This is a genomic window from Brevibacterium linens ATCC 9172, assembly GCF_900169165.1.
Classification (GTDB): domain Bacteria; phylum Actinomycetota; class Actinomycetes; order Actinomycetales; family Brevibacteriaceae; genus Brevibacterium; species Brevibacterium linens.
In genome coordinates this window covers 146120-165064 of record NZ_FXYY01000007.1, presented here as the reverse complement: position 1 = coordinate 165064, position 18945 = coordinate 146120, and the positions used below count along the sequence as shown (strand labels likewise).

15 protein-coding genes are annotated in these 18945 nt (G+C 67.6%); 3 read left to right on the top strand and 12 right to left on the bottom strand.

Translation table 11 applies throughout. From position 1 onward, the window contains the following. Positions 1-207: 207 nt before the first annotated feature. Positions 208-1734 (bottom strand): glycosyltransferase family 2 protein, encoded by a 1527-nt coding sequence (locus BLIN9172_RS07990; protein WP_101554570.1) that lies wholly within the window; start codon positions 1732-1734, stop codon positions 208-210. Positions 1735-2013: 279 nt separating this feature from the next. Here BLIN9172_RS07990 and BLIN9172_RS07985 point away from each other — a divergent pair, with 279 nt between their 5' ends. Beyond that, the gene (locus BLIN9172_RS07985; RefSeq protein ID WP_205751085.1) at positions 2014-2553 is read left to right on the top strand and encodes a GNAT family N-acetyltransferase; all 540 of its coding nucleotides are present in this window, start codon (positions 2014-2016) and stop codon (positions 2551-2553) included. Here the strand turns inward: BLIN9172_RS07985 and BLIN9172_RS07980 are convergent. The 6 genes from BLIN9172_RS07980 to BLIN9172_RS07950 all read right to left on the bottom strand — a co-directional run bounded on the left by BLIN9172_RS07980 (position 2540) and on the right by BLIN9172_RS07950 (position 10005). Beyond that, positions 2540-3571 carry a BadF/BadG/BcrA/BcrD ATPase family protein gene (locus BLIN9172_RS07980; RefSeq protein WP_101554569.1) on the bottom strand — a complete coding sequence of 344 codons (1032 nt, stop codon included), beginning with the start codon at positions 3569-3571 and terminating at the stop codon, positions 2540-2542. The two genes, BLIN9172_RS07985 and BLIN9172_RS07980, sit on opposite strands and share 14 nt — an antisense overlap. After that, complete coding sequence (murQ, locus tag BLIN9172_RS07975; protein WP_101554568.1) at positions 3568-4632, bottom strand: N-acetylmuramic acid 6-phosphate etherase; 1065 nt, start codon at positions 4630-4632, stop codon at positions 3568-3570. Before murQ ends, BLIN9172_RS07980 begins: the two co-directional genes overlap by 4 nt. Continuing rightward, the gene (locus BLIN9172_RS07970; RefSeq protein ID WP_101554567.1) at positions 4629-6137 is read right to left on the bottom strand and encodes a sodium:solute symporter; all 1509 of its coding nucleotides are present in this window, start codon (positions 6135-6137) and stop codon (positions 4629-4631) included. Before BLIN9172_RS07970 ends, murQ begins: the two co-directional genes overlap by 4 nt. 139 nt (positions 6138-6276) lie before the next feature. Then, positions 6277-7500 (bottom strand): anhydro-N-acetylmuramic acid kinase, encoded by a 1224-nt coding sequence (locus tag BLIN9172_RS07965; protein ID WP_101554566.1) that lies wholly within the window; start codon positions 7498-7500, stop codon positions 6277-6279. Then, positions 7497-8300, bottom strand: a complete 804-nt coding sequence (locus BLIN9172_RS07960; RefSeq protein WP_101554565.1) for a GntR family transcriptional regulator — start codon at positions 8298-8300, stop codon at positions 7497-7499. The genes BLIN9172_RS07965 and BLIN9172_RS07960 overlap by 4 nt, the downstream gene beginning before the upstream one ends. A 319-nt stretch (positions 8301-8619) precedes the next feature. After that, positions 8620-10005: a GntP family permease gene (locus BLIN9172_RS07950; RefSeq protein ID WP_240812223.1), complete on the bottom strand. Its 1386-nt coding sequence runs from the start codon at positions 10003-10005 to the stop codon at positions 8620-8622. Positions 10006-10100: 95 nt separating this feature from the next. Here BLIN9172_RS07950 and BLIN9172_RS07945 point away from each other — a divergent pair, with 95 nt between their 5' ends. Together BLIN9172_RS07945 and mgrA are read left to right on the top strand one after the other, a co-directional pair. After that, positions 10101-10763, top strand: a complete 663-nt coding sequence (locus BLIN9172_RS07945; protein ID WP_101554590.1) for a 4a-hydroxytetrahydrobiopterin dehydratase — start codon at positions 10101-10103, stop codon at positions 10761-10763. A 40-nt stretch (positions 10764-10803) separates the two neighbouring features. Beyond that, a complete protein-coding gene (gene mgrA / locus BLIN9172_RS07940; RefSeq protein ID WP_101554562.1) occupies positions 10804-11844 on the top strand; it encodes an L-glyceraldehyde 3-phosphate reductase in 1041 nt (346 codons plus the stop codon). 37 nt (positions 11845-11881) lie between these two features. Here the strand turns inward: mgrA and BLIN9172_RS07935 are convergent, their stop codons facing one another. From BLIN9172_RS07935 to BLIN9172_RS07920, 5 genes are read right to left on the bottom strand one after another with little or no spacing between them, the layout of a single operon-like run. Further along, a complete protein-coding gene (locus BLIN9172_RS07935) occupies positions 11882-13057 on the bottom strand; it encodes a phosphotransferase (RefSeq protein WP_170286963.1) in 1176 nt (391 codons plus the stop codon). Then, positions 13054-14337 carry a phosphotransferase family protein gene (locus BLIN9172_RS18085; RefSeq protein WP_170286964.1) on the bottom strand — a complete coding sequence of 428 codons (1284 nt, stop codon included), beginning with the start codon at positions 14335-14337 and terminating at the stop codon, positions 13054-13056. The genes BLIN9172_RS07935 and BLIN9172_RS18085 overlap by 4 nt, the downstream gene beginning before the upstream one ends. After that, positions 14334-16316, bottom strand: coding sequence for an ABC transporter ATP-binding protein (locus BLIN9172_RS07930; protein ID WP_101554560.1), 1983 nt, complete (start codon positions 16314-16316; stop codon positions 14334-14336). The genes BLIN9172_RS18085 and BLIN9172_RS07930 overlap by 4 nt, the downstream gene beginning before the upstream one ends. Next, complete coding sequence (locus BLIN9172_RS07925) at positions 16313-17647, bottom strand: glycosyltransferase family 4 protein (RefSeq protein ID WP_101554559.1); 1335 nt, start codon at positions 17645-17647, stop codon at positions 16313-16315. Before BLIN9172_RS07925 ends, BLIN9172_RS07930 begins: the two co-directional genes overlap by 4 nt. After that, the gene (locus BLIN9172_RS07920; protein ID WP_420867216.1) at positions 17644-18891 is read right to left on the bottom strand and encodes a glycosyltransferase family 4 protein; all 1248 of its coding nucleotides are present in this window, start codon (positions 18889-18891) and stop codon (positions 17644-17646) included. Before BLIN9172_RS07920 ends, BLIN9172_RS07925 begins: the two co-directional genes overlap by 4 nt. Positions 18892-18945 lie beyond the last annotated feature (54 nt).

The following is an 18945-nucleotide window of genomic DNA, read 5'->3' as shown; positions in this document are numbered from 1 at the left end:
GCGCAGCATCCGGAACGGTTCGCGAAACCACCGACGACCCCGGCACCAGCCGAGGTCGTCGGGATCAACCATCGAGAGATAGACACGCTAGCAGCGTGAGTGACTCCAAACAGCTTGACAGGGCGCGAGCGCAGCCTTCAGGCTGGACGCTCACACTTTGAAGCAGTTGGTGTGGTGGCACTCGGTCAGCGGGTCGGCGTCAGCGGGTCAGCGGTTCACCGGGACGCTCCGCCGGCCCTCTTCTCCGTGACGTCGAAGCGTTCGCGGTAGCGGCCGGTGAGCAGCCACCATTGCGAGTACAGCGCGGTCGAGGAGTTGAACACGAGCAGCGTGAGCGGATAGAGCAGCCACTGCAGCCACATCGTCACACAGCGTTCGCGCGGGACGTGGACGGGCCGGGGCGGCAGCAGCGCATTGAACACCACGACGGACACGATGAGTCCGATCATGCCGATCTGCTGAATGATGCCCACGGTCATCGGCATGCCCTCCACCACCGAGGTGGCCTGCCCCGTCTGCGTAGCCACGACGAAGGGGATCCAACCGCCGATGGCGATGATGATCGAGATCGAGGCGAGGGTGACGTGCCCCTCGAGCAGGGAGAAGAACCGGAGTACTCCCGGCCAGAACGGCGTCCTGGAAGATCGGGACATGGACGGGCACGACCCGGTAGTCGCCGTCGAAGTGGAACCAGCTGCGCCAGTACTGGTGACCGTCTTCGACGATGGTCCGCTTCGACCAGAAGCCCATCTCGACCAGAGCAGTCAGCGGCTGCGCGTGGGAGGCGAAGTTGCGCAGTGCGATCCTGCGGACAGTGGTCGTGAGATTCCAGAAGCAGTTCGCGCTGGCGACTACTCGCGATGGTGCGGGCACGTCCCAGATGTTCGTGATGTAGAGGCTGATCGGCTGGAACGACAGACGCTCCCGGTCCGGCGCGGCCGCATATTCGTAGGCGACACAGTCGAAGTAGGACTCGTGCGGAATGTTGTCGCAGTCGAGGCTCGTGACGATCACCCGACGCGGGTCGATGGCCTCGTCACGGACCCATTCGGCCAGGAGGTGACCGGCGTACGTGATGTTCGCTCCCTTGCCGGCGATCTCGTCGGGCAATCCGGCTGGATGTTCGACGAGGACGAAGGCCCCGAAGCGGTGGCCGTACTCGGCTTCGAGCCGCCGAGCCGTCTCGGCCATGGCAGGTCCGCCCCGTTCCTCATGGGCGAAGAAGACGAGGAGCTGTTCGGGCTTCGTCGAGGTGTGCAACAGGGTGCGGATGGTGTCAGCGATGACCGGATAGGGCTCGTTGTACGCGGCCACGACGACCGCGTGGAGCAGGGTCGATGGACGCATGATCGAGGTCGGATCGGCGCTGACTTTCGCGACGAGGGCGGCGTGGTCGGCAGCACGGAACCCACCCCGAGGATGCGCCAGGGAAGGGCGACCGTCCAGGACCCGCTCGAGGTCGGTCAGGCGTGCCGCCCAGTCGACGCGAGCGCTGCGTCGAAAGCGGAGGGAGCCGCGGGCGACGTGGATCGCGCCGAGCATGGCGCGGACGAACATCAGCCCGACGATGGAGAGCACGTAGACCGCTCCGAGCATTGCGTCGACGAACGGGAGGACGAGTACGAGCCCGACAGCGGTGAAGCTGATCGCCGCCGGCACGGCCTCGAAGAATCGATACAACCGGGTACGCGGGCCCATCGGCAGTTCGAGGTCGGTGGGCGGTGGTGCTGCCACCGGCTCGAATGCTACGGCTCCCCCGCCGGAGCTCCGAGGACCGAGTGGTGACGGCCGGAACCGGCGATGAAGTGGGTGGGCTGAGGGTGATGATTCGACGGAGGTGACTGGTTCGCGGTTCGCTCTCACTCTCTCGATCCTGGGCGTCCCGGCCGGACAGCTGTTTGTCGGCAGGTGCAGGTCAGGTGAATATCTCGTGCCGGCGACCGTTCCTCCACCAGCAGTTCTGAAACGTCGCAGGCCAGGAGAACGATCGGCACTCGGGGGTAGAGTCGGTTCATGACACTTGCAGTCCGTCCCGCAGTCATCGCCGACGTCGCCGGAATGGCGCGAGTCCACGTCGACAGCTGGGAGGAGACCTACCGCGGGATCATGCCCGACGAACTCCTCGATGCTCGCGACCTCGTCGTTCGACGCCGACAGATGTGGACGCAGATTCTCGCCGAGGCGGCCCCGCAGAAATACGTCAGCGCCGTTGCCGAATCCGACGGCGACATCGTCGGCATCGCGATGTCCGGACCGCCGGAAACTGACGGAAGCGTCGAAGACCGGCACCTCTACGTTCTCTACGCCTATCGGTCCATGCACGGCACGGGCGTCGGCCAGGACCTCCTCGATGCGGTCGTCGATCCGTCCGTGACGACTGCGCTGTGGGTTGCCGATCCGAATCCGCGCGCTCAGGCGTTCTATGCGAAGAATGGATTCGTCGCCGACGGCACGGTCAAGACCGACGAGTACGACGGGGTGCGCGAGGTGCGGATGGTGCGAGAGGCCCGGGCTGAGGATCGCGCCACCAGACGCCCCGTCAGGCCCAGATGACCCGGTCCTGCGCGCTGAGTTTCCCACCGGCACCGAGGTGACCCAGCGTAAGTGCCCCATCGAGCGGTCCGCCGGCGGGGTCGACGACGATGACAGCATGGTCCAACCGTGCGGCTTCGGTGCGGAATCCCTCGACGAGGTGATCGCCCGCGGCCGCGACTCCCCCGGTGAGAGCGATGCGCGCGGGCTCACCCGCGGCTCGCGCTCGAGCGGCGACGGCGCTGCGGGCAGCTTCCTGGCCCGCTGCCCGAAGCAGGTCGGCAGAGGCTGTGTCGCCGGCTCGAGCAGTCTCGCCGATGGCGACGGCGAATTCGGCGAGGAGTCCTGCCCGGTCATTGCGCGTATAGAACTGTCCCGGCCAGGAGGCCGGTGGTCCGAAGCGTCGGGTGGCTGCCTCGAGCAGTGCGCGACCTCGTTCGTCGACACCGTCATGAGTGCGCAGGGCGAGTTCGAGACCATGACCTCCCAGCCATGCTCCTCCCCCGCGGTCGCCGAAGAGGTGACCCCAGCCATCGGCTCGTGCCCATTCGGCCGACCAATGGCCAGCCTCATCCGGACCCGGATGGGCGATGGCGATCGCCCCTGTCCCGAGCACGGTGATCGCTCCTCCGGTACCGCCCAGCGCACCGAGGTAGCCGGTGACAGCATCGATGGCCGCGACTGCCGGCACGCCGAGCTCAGAAGAGATTTCGGAGAGAACCTCGGCAGGATCCTCGGCGAGGGAAGCGATGCCGGTCGCACCGACGCCGATGCCGCCGACCTCGGAGAAGCGCTCCGACCAGATATCGGCGGCCGATCGCAGGAGGTCCCGGACGACATGCAGGACGGTGCTGCCGTTCGGCCCGATCTCGATGCGCGGTCCGGCGATCTGGTCGATGATGCGTGGGACGAAGCCCGCGCCGTCAGCGATGCCCGGTCCGCTGACGGCATTGCCACGATGGTCAGCAGCATCGCCGACGCCACCGAGTGCGGCACGGCTGCCGGTGCCGCCGATATCGATGCCGAGGATCAGGCTCATGCGCCCACGGTACCCGGCCCAGGATTGCCCTGACCGGAATCGTCCGGTCCGGAGCCGGATCCGTTATCGGACGATGAGCCCGTCCGGACGAGCTCGGCGATCGCGGCCCTGACGGATCCGTCATGAGACTCCAGAGTCGACGCGGCCAGGGCGGGGGCCGCCTCGGTGAAGGAGACGACGATGGCGGTCTTGAGATCGCCATCGCAGCTCTCGAGCAGAGCTCGCGCGTCGGCATCGGTGAGGTCCGCGGCCTCGCGAAGGATGCGCACAGTGCGTTCGCGCAGCTTCGCGTTCGTCGCAACGACCGAGACCATGAGGTTGTCCCAGGTCCGGCCGAGAGCGACCATGAGCGCGGTCGAGAACCCGTTGAGGGTGAGCTTCTGGGCAGTGCCGGCCTTGAGCCTGGTCGATCCGGTGATCACTTCGGGGCCGGTGTCGAGCACGATGTGGTCATCGGCTTTCTCCGCCAGAGAGGCGTACGGGTTGTTCGAGATGAGCACAGCGTGGGCGCCGTTGGCCCGCGCCGCGTCGAGCGCCCCGCCGACGTACGGGGTCGACCCGCTCGCGGCGATGCCGATGGCCACATCGTCGGGTCCGAGCTCGGCACCGGCCGCGGTTCCGTCGGCCCCGGAGTCCTCGGCGTTCTCCACCGCATTGACCAATGCCGCCTGACCACCGGCGATATGCCCGATGACCCGGCCCGGTTCGAGGTTGAACGTCGGCAGGAGCTCGCTCGCATCGAGGACGCCCAGCCTCCCCGAGGTGCCTGCGCCGAAGTAGTGGACGCGGCCGCCTCGGCGCATGCGGTCAGCGGCAATGTCGACGAGTTCGGCCAGCTGCGGCAGGGCTGCGGCCACCGCGTCGATGACGGCGTGGTCTTGCGAGTTGAGGACCCGCAGCACCCCGAGGGTGTCGAGGTCGTCGAGGCCGGAGCTGGCCGGATTGCGCTGCTCGGTCGGCGACAGCGGCCGGACGGCCGCCGGCGGTGCCGTTTCAGACGTCGACGAGGACGACTCCGTCGGCGAGATCGGGTGGGCTGAGCCCGGCTGGGAGGAGGTCATGGACGGGGGCTTCCTTCCGCCTCGGCGATGGTGGGCTCTTCGACTTTGGTCGTGTGGCGCAGACCGAGCAGGCCGCCGACGATGAAGGTGACGATGACGCCGAGCAGCGGGTACCACTGCCACGCCACCCACACTTCGCCGGTGACGTACTTCTCCATGACGAAGAAGAACGCGTTGCCGGCCACGGCCAGGGCGAAAGCGATGTTCGCATCCAGCGCCCGGGCCCGCTTGTTGACGATGCCGAAGACGAACGCCCCGAGCAGACCGCCGTACGTGATGCCCGCGATTCCGAGTGCGAGGATGACGATGTTGCCGGAGTCGGACTCGAAGATCGTCGCCGGCAGGATGAACGCGATGCCCCAGCCGATCGTCGCCCAACGTCCGACCTTGAAGCCCTGTTCGTCGGTCATCGGCGTGCGCTTGAGTCTCGCGTAGACGTCGTTGACCGTCGACGACGACAGCGCCGACAGGGACGAGGACAGGGTCGACATCGCCGCGGCGAGGATGCCGGCCAACAGCAGCCCGGAGATACCGGCGGGCAGGCCCTCGATGATGAAGTGCGGGAAGATCTCGTCGTCGCGGGTCAGGCCGAGATCGGCCGGCAGCGCGCGATCGTAGTAGGCCCACAGCGCCAGTCCGACGAGCAGGAAGATCGCGAACTGGACGACCACGACGAATCCGGAGGTGATGAGCGCCTTCTGCGCCTCGACCTTCGATCGGCAGGACAGGAGTCGCTGGACGATGAGCTGATCGGAACCGTGTGAGGCCATCGCGAACACCGCACCGCCGAGCAGGGAGGGGATGAACGAGTTCGCCGCGTTGATCGGATTGCCCTCGAAGACGAAGATGTTCGTCTTCCCGGCCTCGACCGCCTCGGCGAACCAGCCGCCTCCGACCGAGGCGGAGATGATGATGATCGCGAGGATCCCGCCGAGGACGTAGAGGATCATCTGTGCCACATCGACCCAGATGACGGCCTTGATGCCGCCGATGAACGTGTAGACGATCGTGACCAGGGAGAGGACGACGATGATGACGAAGTAGTTCGTGTGCACGCCGAGCCCGTCGAGGATGACCTTGAGCGGGATGGCCGCGGCGAGCACGCGGATGCCGTCGGCGAGCAGTCGGGTGAAGAGGAAGGTCACGCCGGCCGTGGTCTGCGTCGACTGGCCGAAGCGTTTGCCCAGGTAGGCATAGGCGGTGATCATCTCACCGTCGTAGTAGCGCGGCAGCATGAAGTAGGCGACGATGACGCGGCCGAGGATGTAGCCCAGCCCCAGCTGCAGGTAGTTGAGGTCGCCGAGGTAGCTCATGACGGGGATGCCGATGACGGTCAGCGCGCTCGTCTCGGTGGCGACGACGGACAGGCAGACGGCCCACCACGGCAGGTCGCGCCCGCCGAGGAAGTAGCCCTTGAGGCTGCTCTGCTTTCCGCTCAGTGCCAGTCCCAGCCACGCCGTTGCGACGAGATAGGCGACGATCACCAGGAGGTCGATGATCTGCATTGGTCTCTCCTTGTTGGGGGTGTTGTGTTGGGGGTGTCTTGGTGGTGGTGGAGTGTGTCGGGTTGGGTTGGTCAGTCGTGGTCGGTGTGCCGGTGAGATCGCGCGGACGGTGCCGGCTGCGGTTCAGTCCGGCCGCGGTTCAGTCGGTCAGTCTCAGCCGAGCGGGTCGTCGGTGGAGGGGTTCGGGCAGCCGCAGCGGTCCGTCACCGGGGGTGAACCGACCCGCGATGCGCGGCCCGATCGCCCCGGTCAGGCTGGGCTGTGTGCCGTCGAGTCCGTGCCAGCTCAGCCATCCGAGGAGTGCCATGAGCAGGGCTTCCTTGCTGCCTTCGGGCAGCCCGAAGGCTTGGTCGGTGCTCGTGAGGGTGACACCGTCACCCACTTCCTCGCCGAGGCGGCGCATCAGCTCCGGATTCCTCGTCCCACCTCCCGAGGCGATGACGGTGGTGACATTGTGGTCTCGGACCGCCTCGGCGATGGTGTGCGCGGTCAGCGCCGTGACCGTGGCGATCTGATCATGCTCGCCGAGGCGGGGGTGGGATTCGAGGAATGAGTCGAGGTAGGCGGCGTGGAAGAGTTCCTTGCCCGTCGATTTCGGGGCCGGGCGGCCGTAGAAGGGTTCGGTCAGGAGCGCGGTGAGCAGGTCCTCGTCGACAGTGCCTGCCGCGGCGAGTGCGCCGTCACGGTCATAGCTCTGCCGGCCGTCGGTGATGCGGCGGGCGAGGATGTCGATGAGGGCGTTGGCCGGGCCTGTGTCGAAGGCGATGGGGTCCTCACCGGGAGCGATGACGGTGATGTTCGCGATTCCGCCGAGGTTGAGCACCGCGGTCGGAGCCTCGACGTCGGAGAGCAGGAGGGAGTCGAGCAGCCCGACGAGCGGGGCGCCCTGTCCCCCTGCGGCGACATCGCGGGAGCGGACATCGGAGAGCACGGCAACACCGAGTCGTTCTGCGATGAAGGCCGGCTGTCCCAGCTGGAGGGTCGAAGTGACCTGCCCGTCGGTGATGTCGTGGCGGACGGTCTGTCCGTGACTGACGACGAGGTCAGGGGTCAGGTCGTGGTCGGCGCAGAGTTCGGACAGGGCGTCGGCGCAGAACCGGCCGAGCCGGGCGTCGACGCTGCTGACCAGTGACAACGGCAGATCTGCCGGTTCGAGGAGACGAAGGATGTCGGCGGAGAGTCGGTCGTCGAACGGGGTTTCGCGTTCGGCGAGGATCCGCACGGTCAGGGTGGTGGGGTCCGCGCCGACGAGGTCGAAGCTGGGGGTGGGTTCCGTGTCGCTGATGGGGTCGGGTCGGAACTCGGCGATGACGAGGTCGAGACCGTCGGCGGAGGTTCCGGTCATGAGGCCGGCGATGATCATGGCTGCACTCCTCCAGTGTGGTCGGTGACGGTGGCGGGAGCTGTGCCGGTGGGGACGGTGCCGGTGGGAACGGCTTCGGCTGCGGCTCCGGCTGCCGCCGGGGCGGGGACGGTGAGTTCGGTGCGGACCTTGTAACGGTCGCCTCTGTAGACCGAGCGGACGAACTCGAACGGGCGGTCATCGGCACCGCGGGAGATGCGTTCGAACAGCAGGGCCGGTGAGAGTTCTTCGACGCCGAGGTGTTGAGCTTCGCCGGCATCGAGGAGGGTGGGCTCGATCGTCTGCACGCTGTGGTTGAGGCGGATGCCGAAATTCCGGCGCAGCAGATCGTAGAAGGACTGGTCCTCGAGGTCGCCTGGGCTCAGCCCCGGAACGAGAGCCGAGGGGACGTGGAGTTCTTCGAGAGCGATCGGTTCGTCGTCGGCCAGGCGCAGACGCAGGATCGCGATGACGTCGTCATCTTCGGAGATGTGGAGTCGACGAGCGATGTGCGCGCCCGCCTCGGCGGTGTCGAAGCTGAGGATATGGGACCCGGGACGCATTCCGCGGGCGAGCATATCCTCGGTGAAGGAGCTCGCCGCCAGCGGTTGGTCGAGTTTCGGCCCGAGTGCGAAGACGCCCGTGCCGTGACGCCTGCGGACCATGCCCTTGGCGACGAGTTCGTCGATGGCGCGGCGCAGGGTCATCCGCGAGATGCCGAGAGTCTCGGCGAGCTGTCGTTCCGGAGGGAACTGCTCACCGGCGGCCATGTCCTCGAGGCGGTCGAGGAGCTGGTCGCGGATGGCATGGAATTTCGTCACACCACCATTGAGGCACAGGACACACCACTAAATCAAGACCACTGGTCTATTTTGTGGTGCCCATCCCCCTCGGTCAGCGTTGCACTCGTGCCGTCGATCAAGCGCTCGCTCACGTTCAAGCGCTCCCTCCTTTCGGTCAAGCGTGGCCGCGAATATGGCGTCGTCGACCATGACATATCCGCGCTCCGGCTTGATCGGCAGAAATCGGCGAGCAGAGGGCGGGCGGTCAGAGGCCGGGCCGGCGGAGGCCGTGCGGGCGGAGGCCGGGCGGACGGGCGGAGACCGGGTGGGCGGAGGTCGGGCGAGCGCACGCCTCCGGTCAGACGAAGAGCAGTGAGAGCAGGAAGGCGAAGATCAGTCCGAAGACGCTGACCAGGGTCTGGACCATCATGTGAGTCTTCGTCGCCTGACCGATCGTCATGCCGAAGCTCTCCTTGACGAACCAGAATCCCGCATGGTTGACCCAGTTCAGGCCGATCGATCCCGAGCCGATCGCAATGACGACCAGAGACACGTATGCCCCCGAGTGATCACCGATGAGAGGTGCGACGATGCCGGTGGCCGAGGTGATTCCGACGGTCGCCGATCCGGTGGCGAACGACAGCAGGATGCCGATGAACCAGCCGAGCAGGATGAGGTTCATCTCCAGGTGAGAGGTCGCGCCGACGACGGCGTCGCCGATGCCCGAGTCCTTGAGCACCTCGTTGAAGGCGCCACCGCCGCCGATGATGAGGATGACTCCGGCGATCGACTTGAGGCTGTCGCCGAAGGAGCTGCGGATCCGCTCACCGCCCATTCCCGAGGTCCATCCGAGTGCGATGGCGGCGAAGATGACTCCGGCCAGCATGGCGATGATCGGGTTGCCGATCACCTCGGCGATGGGTTCGAACGATGACTCCGGTGCCACGAGCTGCACCACGGTGTGCACGAGCATGAGCACGACGGGGACGAGGACGGTGACGAAGGCGAGCCAGACCGGAATCGTTCGCAGTTCCTTCTGGTCCACCTCGGCGCGGGCTCCGGTGTACTGGTCGATGAGGTCAGCGGTCGGTTCGAGCTTGACCCGTGGGGCGATCCAGCGGGCGTAGACCGGGCCGGCGAGGATGACGGTGGGAATCGCACAGACCAGGCCGAGGCCGATGGTCATTCCGACGTTCGCGTCGAGTCCGGACACGGCGATGAGCGGTCCCGGATGGGGCGGAACCATGCCGTGGAGGCAGGCGAGCGCGGCGATCGCGGGAACGAGGATGCGCAGGTACCACAGCTTCTTCTGCCCGGTCTTCTTCTCCAGCTGCGAGGCGACCGCGTAGATGACGGGGATGAGGACGACGAGGCCGACCTCGAAGAACATCGGGATGCCGATGATGAAGGCGACTCCCGTCATGATCCACGGTGCGGCCTTCGGCGAGGAGTGCACGATGACGAGGTTCGCGATCCGCTGGATGGCGCCGCTGTCGGCCAGAAGCCGTCCGAGCATCGCTCCGAGGGCCACGACGACACCGGTCTCGCCGAGGGTGTCGCCGGCTCCGGCGGCGATCGTCTCCGGAATCTTGGCGATTTCCTCACCGGCGGCCAGTGCCGTCACGGCGGAGGTGATGAGGAGAGCGAGGAACGGATGCAGCTTCGTCTTCCAGTTGATGAGGAGGATGAGAAGCGCGATCGACGCGAAGAGAAGCGTCACGAGGTATGCGGTTGAGCCAATCACTGGGGCAACGTTACGCCCCTGACTGCTGGATCCGGCAACGAGGGGTTCACGCGGGAGGGGTTCACGCGGGAGGGAGAAGTCCCTAGCATGAAGCCATGACTGCATATACCGGACAGAATCTGCTCGACGCACTCGACTCCCACGGGCTCGGCGATTGGCAGGGGCTGCCGGACTGCATCGGCGCCCGGTTCCTCACCGGCGACTTCGCCACCGGGCTCGACCTCGTGGCCGAGATCGGGTCCCTCGCCGAGGCGGCCGGCCACCATCCCGATGTCACGCTCACTTTCCCCCACGTCGACATCCGCCTGACCAGCCACGACACCGGTGCCGTGACCGAACGCGACCTCAACCTCGCGGGACAGATCAGCGAGGCGGCCGCCTCGGCGGGGGTGAAGTCGGACCCCACCATCCCGGCACTGCTCGAACTCGGCCTCGACACCGCAAATCAGGACGCCATCGCCCCGTTCTGGGCGGCGCTCCTGACCGGGGATGCGAGCAACGTCTCCGGCCCCGACGTCGTCGACCCCTCCGGCCAGATGCCGCTGCTGTGGTTCCAGGACTGCGAAGAACACGAGGTTCCGCACCAGCGTCTGCACGTCGATGTCTCCGTGCCGGCGGCGGTCGCGCCGGAGCGGATCAGAGCCGCGGTCGACGCCGGAGGCACGATCGTCGACGAGTCCCAGGCACCGTCATTCACCGTCCTTGCCGACGCCGACGGCAATCGCGCCTGCGTGTGCACGCTGGCCGCACGCCCGTAAGCTGGGACCCGACCTCTTCCACTCACTCCAGGGAGTCCGTGTGTACCTAGCAGCCGAGAACCGCTACGACTCGATGACCTATCGCCCCGTCGGCCGATCCGGACTCGTCCTGCCTGCGTTGTCACTGGGACTGTGGCACAACTTCGGCGACGATGTCGCCTTCCAGAACCAGCGCGATATCGTTCGTCGCGCCTTCGACATGGGCATCACGCACTTCGACCTGGCGAACAACTACGGACCTCCCCCGGGCTCGGCGGAGACGAACTTCGGCCGGCTGCTGCGCGAAGACCTCCGCCCCTACCGCGATGAGCTCATCATCTCGACGAAGGCCGGTTGGAACATGCATCCCGGCCCATATGGAGGTCCCGGCGGCAGCCGCAAATACCTTCTGGCCAGCCTCGATGCGTCACTGCGCCGACTCGGCCTCGACTATGTCGACATCTTCTACTCCCACCGCCCCGATGCTTCGACGCCTCTCCAGGAGACCATCGGCGCACTCGACACCGCCGTGCGCTCCGGTCGCGCTCTCTACGCCGGGATCTCCTCATACTCCGCCGCCGATACGGCCCGGGCCTCGCGGATCGCCCGCGATCTCGGCACTCCCCTGCTCATCCACCAGCCTTCGTACTCGATGATCAACCGGTGGATCGACGATGATGAGCTCCTCGACACAACCGCTGACGAAGGGCTCGGTGTCATCTGCTTCTCCCCGCTGGCGCAGGGCCTGCTCACGGACAAGTACCTCGACGGAGTGCCCGAAGATTCGCGAGCGGGCAAGGCGAAGCCATCGTTCAAGGACGGGTTCCTAAGCGCCGACAACCTCGCCCGGATCCGCGGGCTCAACGACATCGCGGCCGCTCGCGGTCAGTCGTTGGCACAGCTCGCCCTGTCCTGGGCACTGCGGGATGACCGAGTGTCCTCGCTGGTCATCGGGGCCAGCCGTGTCGAACAGCTCGAGCACAATGTCGCGGCTCTCGACGCGGCACCGTTGAGCCATGAAGAACTCACGGCAATCGACGAATTCGCCGTCGATTCCGGAGTCGATATCTGGGGAGACGCGCGACGCAGCACTGCCGAGTGAAGTCAGCGGCCCTCCGCAGGGCTCAAGTGTCGCAGTCTCACATCGCCTGCGCCGCCTCGAGCAGCCACCCGATCCGGTCGCTCCACGCGGGCCGGAAAGCGTAGACGCAGGCGAGCCGAATGAGGGTGGCATGTTCGTATGCGCTGACCCTGGCCGGGTCGATCCCCGCCGCTGAGGCGACCCGGGCGATCTCATCGATGACCACGGCCGCCTCGGCGGAGGTCCACAGTCCCTGCTCGGTGCGCCACCGGGCATGCGCGCAGAGGTTTCCGAGGTCGAGCGCCCGTTCACCCCGGCACGCCGTATCGACGTCGAGCAGTCCCGGTCCGGAGACCGGATCCCACATGATCTGCTTATCGTGCAGGTCCCGGTGGATGAGCCCGATCGATCCGTCCCTCGCCGAGGCGGCCCCGTCGTCGAGTTCGACCGTGACCTCTGCGATGAGTTCGTCCACGTCGGCGAGCAGAGTCTCCCCTCGCACCGTCCGCGTGGTCTCCAGCAGAGGACGGGCGCGCTCACGCCATAAGTGGAGCACTTCGACCTCGTCCGCGGTCCCATGAAACGGCATCGCGGTCGGCAGCCTCGTCGCAGCCGTTGTCACGGTACCGGTCGGATGTGGCTCTGCCTGAGCCCAGGCGTCGAGGGACTCGGCCCAGGCGCGTGACCACTCCGCTCCGAGCCTCGCAGGATCGTGGAGTTCGACCCCGGGCACCACGCTGAGCACAACGGTCGAAGAATCCGAACTGAGCACCTGCGGGAGGGCGAAACCGGGAAGGAACCCAGCCGCTCGGCGCTGTCCCGCGATGACGGCGGAGGCCTTTCCGTCGCGCACACATTTGGCGAAGCTGCCGTCGCGCAGGCGGACGACGGCGCGTTTGCCCGGTCGATGGGAGACCAACCTGCCTCCGTCTGCGAGCAGCCTGGCGAGACCCGGCAGCTTCGGGTCACGGTCAGCGTCGAGGACCGTCACGCCGCGTTCGTCGAGATAGCCGACCCGGATCCCCTGGCCAGGAAGAGAAGCCTCCCACGCGATTCGACTGTCTCCTGCGGGCCAGGCTCGACGCACATTCCAGTCCTGTCCGCCGATCGTGACTGCGTCGGGGATGTGCAGGGCCGCGCCCCACTTCGCTGCAGACTTTTTCGTCACGACCTGCTTCGCCGCGATCTGCTTCGCCGCGATCTGTTTCGTCACGGTCTGCTTCGTCGCGGTCATGATCCGACCTCCGTCGTCGGGGCGTTCTCTTCCAGAGCGGTGCCCGCGAGGTCGATGATTCGCATCGTCTCGTCCCTCCAGCTCTCGGAGCAGTTTCGCCAGGGTTCGAGTCCGGCCACAAGCATCGCCCACGCCGTCCATGCGCCCAGGTCGGTCTCCTCGCCGCCGGCGGAACGGTAGCCGTCGATGAAGGGTCGCTCGAGCTCGTGCAACCGGGAATCGACGCGGCAGGCCGCAATCCACCGCCCCAGATCCATCCCGATCGCCCCATACCCTGATCGATCCAGGTCGATGATCCGGCACTCGGAATTCGCCAGAAGCACCTGGTCGGGGCTCAGGTCCCCGTGGATCTCCCGCAGTTCCCGCTTCGGCCCGAGGCGTCGATTCGGTCCGAATCCTCGCCTCGACCCGAGCCGTCTGCTCAGTTCTGAGAGCAGTCCGACGATGTCCGCCTCTCGTTCCGGGAGCAGACGAACCAGCGACCGGCTGATGGTCTCGAGCTGGTCGAGCGGAGAGCCGAGCGCACGGTCCGCCTCCGCCGAAGCGCCTACACTCTCTGCCGGTTCTCCGCCGTTGTCAGGCACACCGCTTCTGTGCAGTTCGGCGATGATCACGCCGACCTCCTCGGCGACGTTCGGATCCGGTCGATCGCCCAGGTCGCCGGTCCCCCACCACGGCGAACGCGTGGCAGTCTCACGTCCGCCGACGAACTCGACCGGCAGGCTCGGCAGCTGCGCGCGCTGCCAACGGTCGGCTGCCTCGGCGAGGTGGATCTGGGAGTCGGCGGCGATCCGCACGAATTCCGGCGCCCCATCGGCCGGGGTGTGTTTGAGCAGCAGCCGCCTGGCGGGGTTGTATCCGATGATCCGCAGATCCCCGCGGAGGTGGTCGAGTGTCCGTGCGACATGCTTGCCGATCCTGGGGTCGGCAAGCACGTCGCCGCTGACCAGCACCGCACCGGTCGCACCCGCCGAGCGCGGGTCGGCAGCCTCGTGGACGACCAGCTCCTGCCCGTGCCGGGCGGCCCGCCGCCGAGCGTTGGCGAGCTTGTCCGGGCTCGTCATCACCGCGGTGAACCCCCAGTCGGCGAACTCGCCGAGGTGGCCGGCCACCTCTCGCCGCCATGCGACGATGGCGCCGCGCCCCGGCTTCACGCGGATCCGAAGAGGCCGAACCGCGAAGCCCAGCTGCCGGGACAGCTCCTCCCCGGATCGCAGCTGGTCGATAAAGGGCAGCTGCGCGAACCGCGTGTCCACGGTGTCGACTGCCGATGCGGTCATGATGTGGCTCCTACCTGGACAGATGCTCTGCCGATGGTCGGCGGCTCTGCCGGTCGCGGCACCACGTCAGGAGCCGCGACCGGAACCGAGTCGAGCACCGGGGCCTGAACCGGGGCGTCGGACGCCGCGGGCGCTGGCGGTCCCGCGGACATCGGGTCGGACATCCCACCGGGCACGCTGTCGGCCTCGTCGGCCTGCGAGCGGATCCACCGCGCGAACCGGCTGCCCTCGGCCGCCGCGAGTTCGCTCGGCGTACCGTCTTCGACGATCCGCCCGTTCTCGAGCCACACCGCCCGGTCAAGGTCGCGGATCATCGCCACGTCGTGGCTGATGACGATGCTCGTGCGCCCCCGTGTCAGCGCGGTCACGGAGTCGGCCACCTCGGCGCGGGTCTGCGGGTCGAGCCCCGTCGTCGCTTCGTCGAAGACGACGACCGGGGCGTCGCGGACCAGGGCCCGGGCGATGGCCAGGCGCTGCCGCTGCCCGCCGGAGAGCGTGTCTCCGCGGTTGCCGAGCTCGGTGTCGTAGCCGTCGGGAAGAGAGCGGATGAACTCATCGGCACGGGCCGCACGGGCGGCGGCGACCACCTCGGCGTCGGTGGCGTCGAGCCGACCGTAGCGAATGTTCTCACGCACGCTCGCGGCGAAGAGCACGGACTCCTGGAGGAGGACGGACACGTTCTGCCGCAGGGAGGCGCGGGTGACGTTGTGGGTGTCGTAGCCGTCGAGGTAGATCGAACCGGAGTCCGGTTGAGACAGCCGCATCAGGTAGCTCATCAGGGTCGATTTTCCGGCCCCGGAGGCACCGAGTATGCCGATCTTCTGTCCTGCTGGAATGAGCAGATCGAGCTCGTCGAACAGCGGCCTGCCGTGCCCATCGGTCGAGGTGATGCGGTTGAAGACGACGTCGCCGCAGACCGGGCCCATGGACACGGCGTCGGGGGCGTCGGCGATCTCGACGGGTTCGTCGAGGAGGTCGGCGATCCTCTCCCCCGAGGCGGCCGCGCGGGCGATCCGGCCGGTGTATTTGGCCATGTCCCGCAGCGGCTTCATCGCGATCTTGAGGTAGAGGAGGAAGAGGACGAGGTCACCCGGGGACATCGCCCCGCGCAGCACCTGCCACCCGCCGAAGGCGAGAACGAGGGCCTGCGAGATGCCGACGAGGACATCCGTGGAGCGTTCGAGCCCGGCCGCCAGACGGCGTGCCCGCACCCCAGCTTTGAGTGCGCGTTCGTTGCCGTCGGCGAAGTCGCGGGCCACGGTCTTCTCGAGTCCGTAGGCCTGGACGACGCGGATGGCACCGAGCGCCTCGGCGGCGGATCCGACGAGTCGGCCCTCGCCCTTGCGGGTGGACCGGGAGGCCTTCGTGATCTTCGGGGTCGCCGCCTTCGACAGCAGTCCGTAGACCGCCGCCGTGACGAGCACGATGGCGCTGAGCACCGGGTCGAGGATGACCATGACGACGAGCAGGACGGCGAGGGTGATGACATTGCCGACCAGGGGCAGGCCCGCGGTGACGGCGACCTCCTGCAGCCGTCCGATGTCACCGACGAGTCGCTGTGAGGTGTCTCCGATCGAGGCCTTCGAGTGGTAGCGCAGCGACAGGGACTGGACGTGGTCGAACACGCGTGAGCGCAGTTGGGTGGCCACGCGTGCGCCGGCGAGGGCGAAGCAGATCGTCGAGGCGTAGTTCGCCGCGGCCCGTCCGCCGACGATGACGGCCAGGCCGATGGCCACGACCGCGAGCGTCGTGCCGACTCCGGCGTCGAGACCGAACGTCGGGGCGATCTGGGCGCCCAGGGCCGCGGTGACGGCGTCGACGGCGATCTTGATCGGCCAGGGTTCGAGGATGCGGAAGACGACGTCGGCCAGCAGTGCGGCCATCCCGCCGATGATCAGCCACGTGTGCCGGCGCAGGTGCGGACGGATGATCCGCAGGGTCCGCCGCAGCGCCGAGGCCGTGAGCTTCTTGCCGCTCATGAGATCACCGCCGAGGCGGGGTGCCGTCCTGACACCGGCATCCTCATGTCGATGGGGGCGGCACCGGCATCGACGGCGGCGGTTTCTCCGGCGGCTGTGTCGCCGGCGGTTCCCGTCACCCGTGCGAGGATCTGTTGGCACCGGCGAGTCCAGGAATGGCTGGTCAGAGCCTCTTCCCGAGCGCGCTGCCCCATCGTCGCACGCAGTTCGGCGTCGTCGATGAGTCTCTGCAGCGCGCCGGTGAGGTCCGCGGTGTCGGCCGGGTCGGTGAGGATCGCGGCCCCGGTGTCTGCGAGCACGCCGGGGATCGCGCCGACCGCCGATGCGACGACGGGCAGGCCCGCCGCCAGATATTCGTAGACCTTGAGCGGGGAGAAGTAGTTCTCGCCTGCTGGGTACGGGGCGACCGCGATGTCGAATTCGCGCAGAGCCTGAGGCACCGCTTCCGGCGCCAGCGCACCGTGGAAGCGCACTCGTCCTCCCAACCCGAGCCTGCGCACCTGGTTCTCGAGCGCCTCGGCTTCGGGGCCGTGGCCGACGATGTCGACGCGGAAGTCCCCGACCAGACCAGCGCAGGCGGCAAGGAGCCGATCCGTGCCGTGCCAGGGTTTGAGGGTGCCGACGAACCCGATCCGCACCGGACCGTGAACACTCGGAGGTCCCCCACCGGGGCGGTCCTCCCGTATCGAGCGACCGCTGGGCGACCCGCATCCTTCCCCGCCGAGGCAGTCGTGACCTGACCGTGGAGTGATCCGTTCCGTGTTCACTCCGTTCGGGACGACGCTGACGTCGCCGAGGCCGGGATAGTCGGTGCGGACCCAGTCGGCGACGAGTTCGCTCACGCACACGATGCGTGCGGCTCCGGCGAAACTTGCCGCCGTGGCACGGGCGGCGTGTTCGGCGTGGACGAGTCCGCGATGGGTCCGCTGCTCCTCCAGCAGAGGCGCATTGACCTCCGTGATCAAAGGCACGTCGAGGCGCTGGCTGATCCGAGCACCGGCCGTGGAGAACAGCGAATACCGTTCGTAGACGAGGTCGAACCCCTGCCCCGAGGCGGCCACCGTGTCCGTGACCAAGTCGGCGAGCATGTCGGAGAGTCGCAGCAGTGCGATCTCACGCTGGGAGCGGTCGAGACCGCGCGGCACCTCGAGTCGGGTGATATCGAGGTCGGCGAGGTCGGAGGGCACGTCGTCATCGGTGCGGGTGCAGAAAACACTGACTTCGTGACCGAGTGCTCGGAAGGTGCGCACGACTTCCTGGACGTGGACGCTGGCACCTTTCGTGCCGAAGACTCCGATGCCGGGGTCGAGAAGGACATAGGCGATTCTCATGACACTGACTCCATTTCACGGACTGTCGGAACGGCAGGGACCGCCCCAGGCACCGCCGCAGCGTCGGCCAGGCTCGCGAGCTGACCGGCCTGGACGGTCGAGTCGTGCAGGCGGCTCACGCGGTCACGGGCGGCATCGGTGACGGCACGGATTCCAGCGGGGCCCGTACGCAGGGCGGCGACCACCTCGGCGATGGTGGAGGCGATGTTCTGCTCATCGGTGCCGTCGACGAGCCACCCGGTGCGGCCGTGGTCGATGACCTCGGGCACGGCGGTGACGGTGCCGGCGATGCAGGGAATTCCGGTGGCCATGCCCTCCAGCAGCACGGTGGGCAGGCCGTCGGCGTTGCCGTCAGAGCCGATGACGAATGGGGAGACGAGGATGTCGTGGTCGGTGAGCATGTCACGGACCTCGGCCTGGGTGAGCGCTCCGTGAAACGTCACGAGCTCATCGAGCCCGAGCGTGCGGGACTGCGCGCGCAGCTCCTCCTCCAGGGGGCCCGTGCCCACGAGATCGAGGCGGCAGCTCGTTCCCTCGTCGCGGAGGCGGGCGAGCGCGTCGAGGAGGTGGGTGAACCCCTTCTTCTCGACGAGGCGGCCGACAGCCAGCAGCGAGGGAACCTCGCCCGTTGCTCCCTGACTGGGTCGGTACGGGAAGCGGTCGAGTTCGAGGCCGTTGCGCACGACGACGATCCGGTCGGCCAGCTCGGGCCCGAGCACCGTGGACAGGTAGCGGCGATTGAATTCGCTGATCGCGATCACATGGTCGGCGTCCGCGGTCTTGCGGGCGAGGTCGGTGAGCACGACATCCTCGTGGAAGATGTCCTTCGCATGCGTGGTGAAGGAGTACGGGATCCCCGTCAGCGCCGAGGCGGCCCGGGCCACCGTCGTCGCCACCGACGCGAAGTGCGCGTGCAGGTGCGTCACTTCGTGGTCGAGTGCCAACCGGGCGAGGGTGAGCGCTTGGATCACATCATCGTGGCTCAGTTCCATGAGCTCGCCGAGGTGGCCCGGCACTGCCGCGGCCACGCGCGGTTCCGCTGCGGCCTCGGCGAAGGTCTGCCAGAAGCTGCGGGCGCTCGAGGGCCGATCGATGTGGATGACCTCGGCGCGGACGCGGGCGAGTTCGGGGTGGAAGCGGGTGTCCGTGCTCGGGCGCAGGGAGAAGATCACGAGGTCTTCTCCGGCGGCTTCGCGGGCGAGGATCTCGGAGACGATGAAGGTCTCGGAGAACCGCGGGTACATCTTGAGTACATAGGCACGGCGGCCGGACTGTCGTGCCTGCGGTGTTGACGGCGC

What these genes read in the sequence shown, in the direction of transcription:
- BLIN9172_RS07985 (WP_205751085.1), top strand. Translation starts at nt 2,014, where the DNA reads ATGACACTTGCAGTCCGTCCCGCAGTCATCGCCGACGTCGCCGGAATG.
- BLIN9172_RS07980 (WP_101554569.1), bottom strand. Translation starts at nt 3,571, where the DNA reads ATGAGCCTGATCCTCGGCATCGATATCGGCGGCACCGGCAGCCGTGCC.
- murQ (WP_101554568.1), bottom strand. Translation starts at nt 4,632, where the DNA reads ATGACCTCCTCCCAGCCGGGCTCAGCCCACCCGATCTCGCCGACGGAG.
- BLIN9172_RS07970 (WP_101554567.1), bottom strand. Translation starts at nt 6,137, where the DNA reads ATGCAGATCATCGACCTCCTGGTGATCGTCGCCTATCTCGTCGCAACG.
- BLIN9172_RS07965 (WP_101554566.1), bottom strand. Translation starts at nt 7,500, where the DNA reads ATGATCATCGCCGGCCTCATGACCGGAACCTCCGCCGACGGTCTCGAC.
- BLIN9172_RS07945 (WP_101554590.1), top strand. Translation starts at nt 10,101, where the DNA reads ATGACTGCATATACCGGACAGAATCTGCTCGACGCACTCGACTCCCAC.
- BLIN9172_RS07935 (WP_170286963.1), bottom strand. Translation starts at nt 13,057, where the DNA reads ATGACCGCGACGAAGCAGACCGTGACGAAACAGATCGCGGCGAAGCAG.
- BLIN9172_RS18085 (WP_170286964.1), bottom strand. Translation starts at nt 14,337, where the DNA reads ATGACCGCATCGGCAGTCGACACCGTGGACACGCGGTTCGCGCAGCTG.
- BLIN9172_RS07930 (WP_101554560.1), bottom strand. Translation starts at nt 16,316, where the DNA reads ATGAGCGGCAAGAAGCTCACGGCCTCGGCGCTGCGGCGGACCCTGCGG.
- BLIN9172_RS07925 (WP_101554559.1), bottom strand. Translation starts at nt 17,647, where the DNA reads ATGAGAATCGCCTATGTCCTTCTCGACCCCGGCATCGGAGTCTTCGGC.
- BLIN9172_RS07920 (WP_420867216.1), bottom strand. Translation starts at nt 18,891, where the DNA reads ATGTACCCGCGGTTCTCCGAGACCTTCATCGTCTCCGAGATCCTCGCC.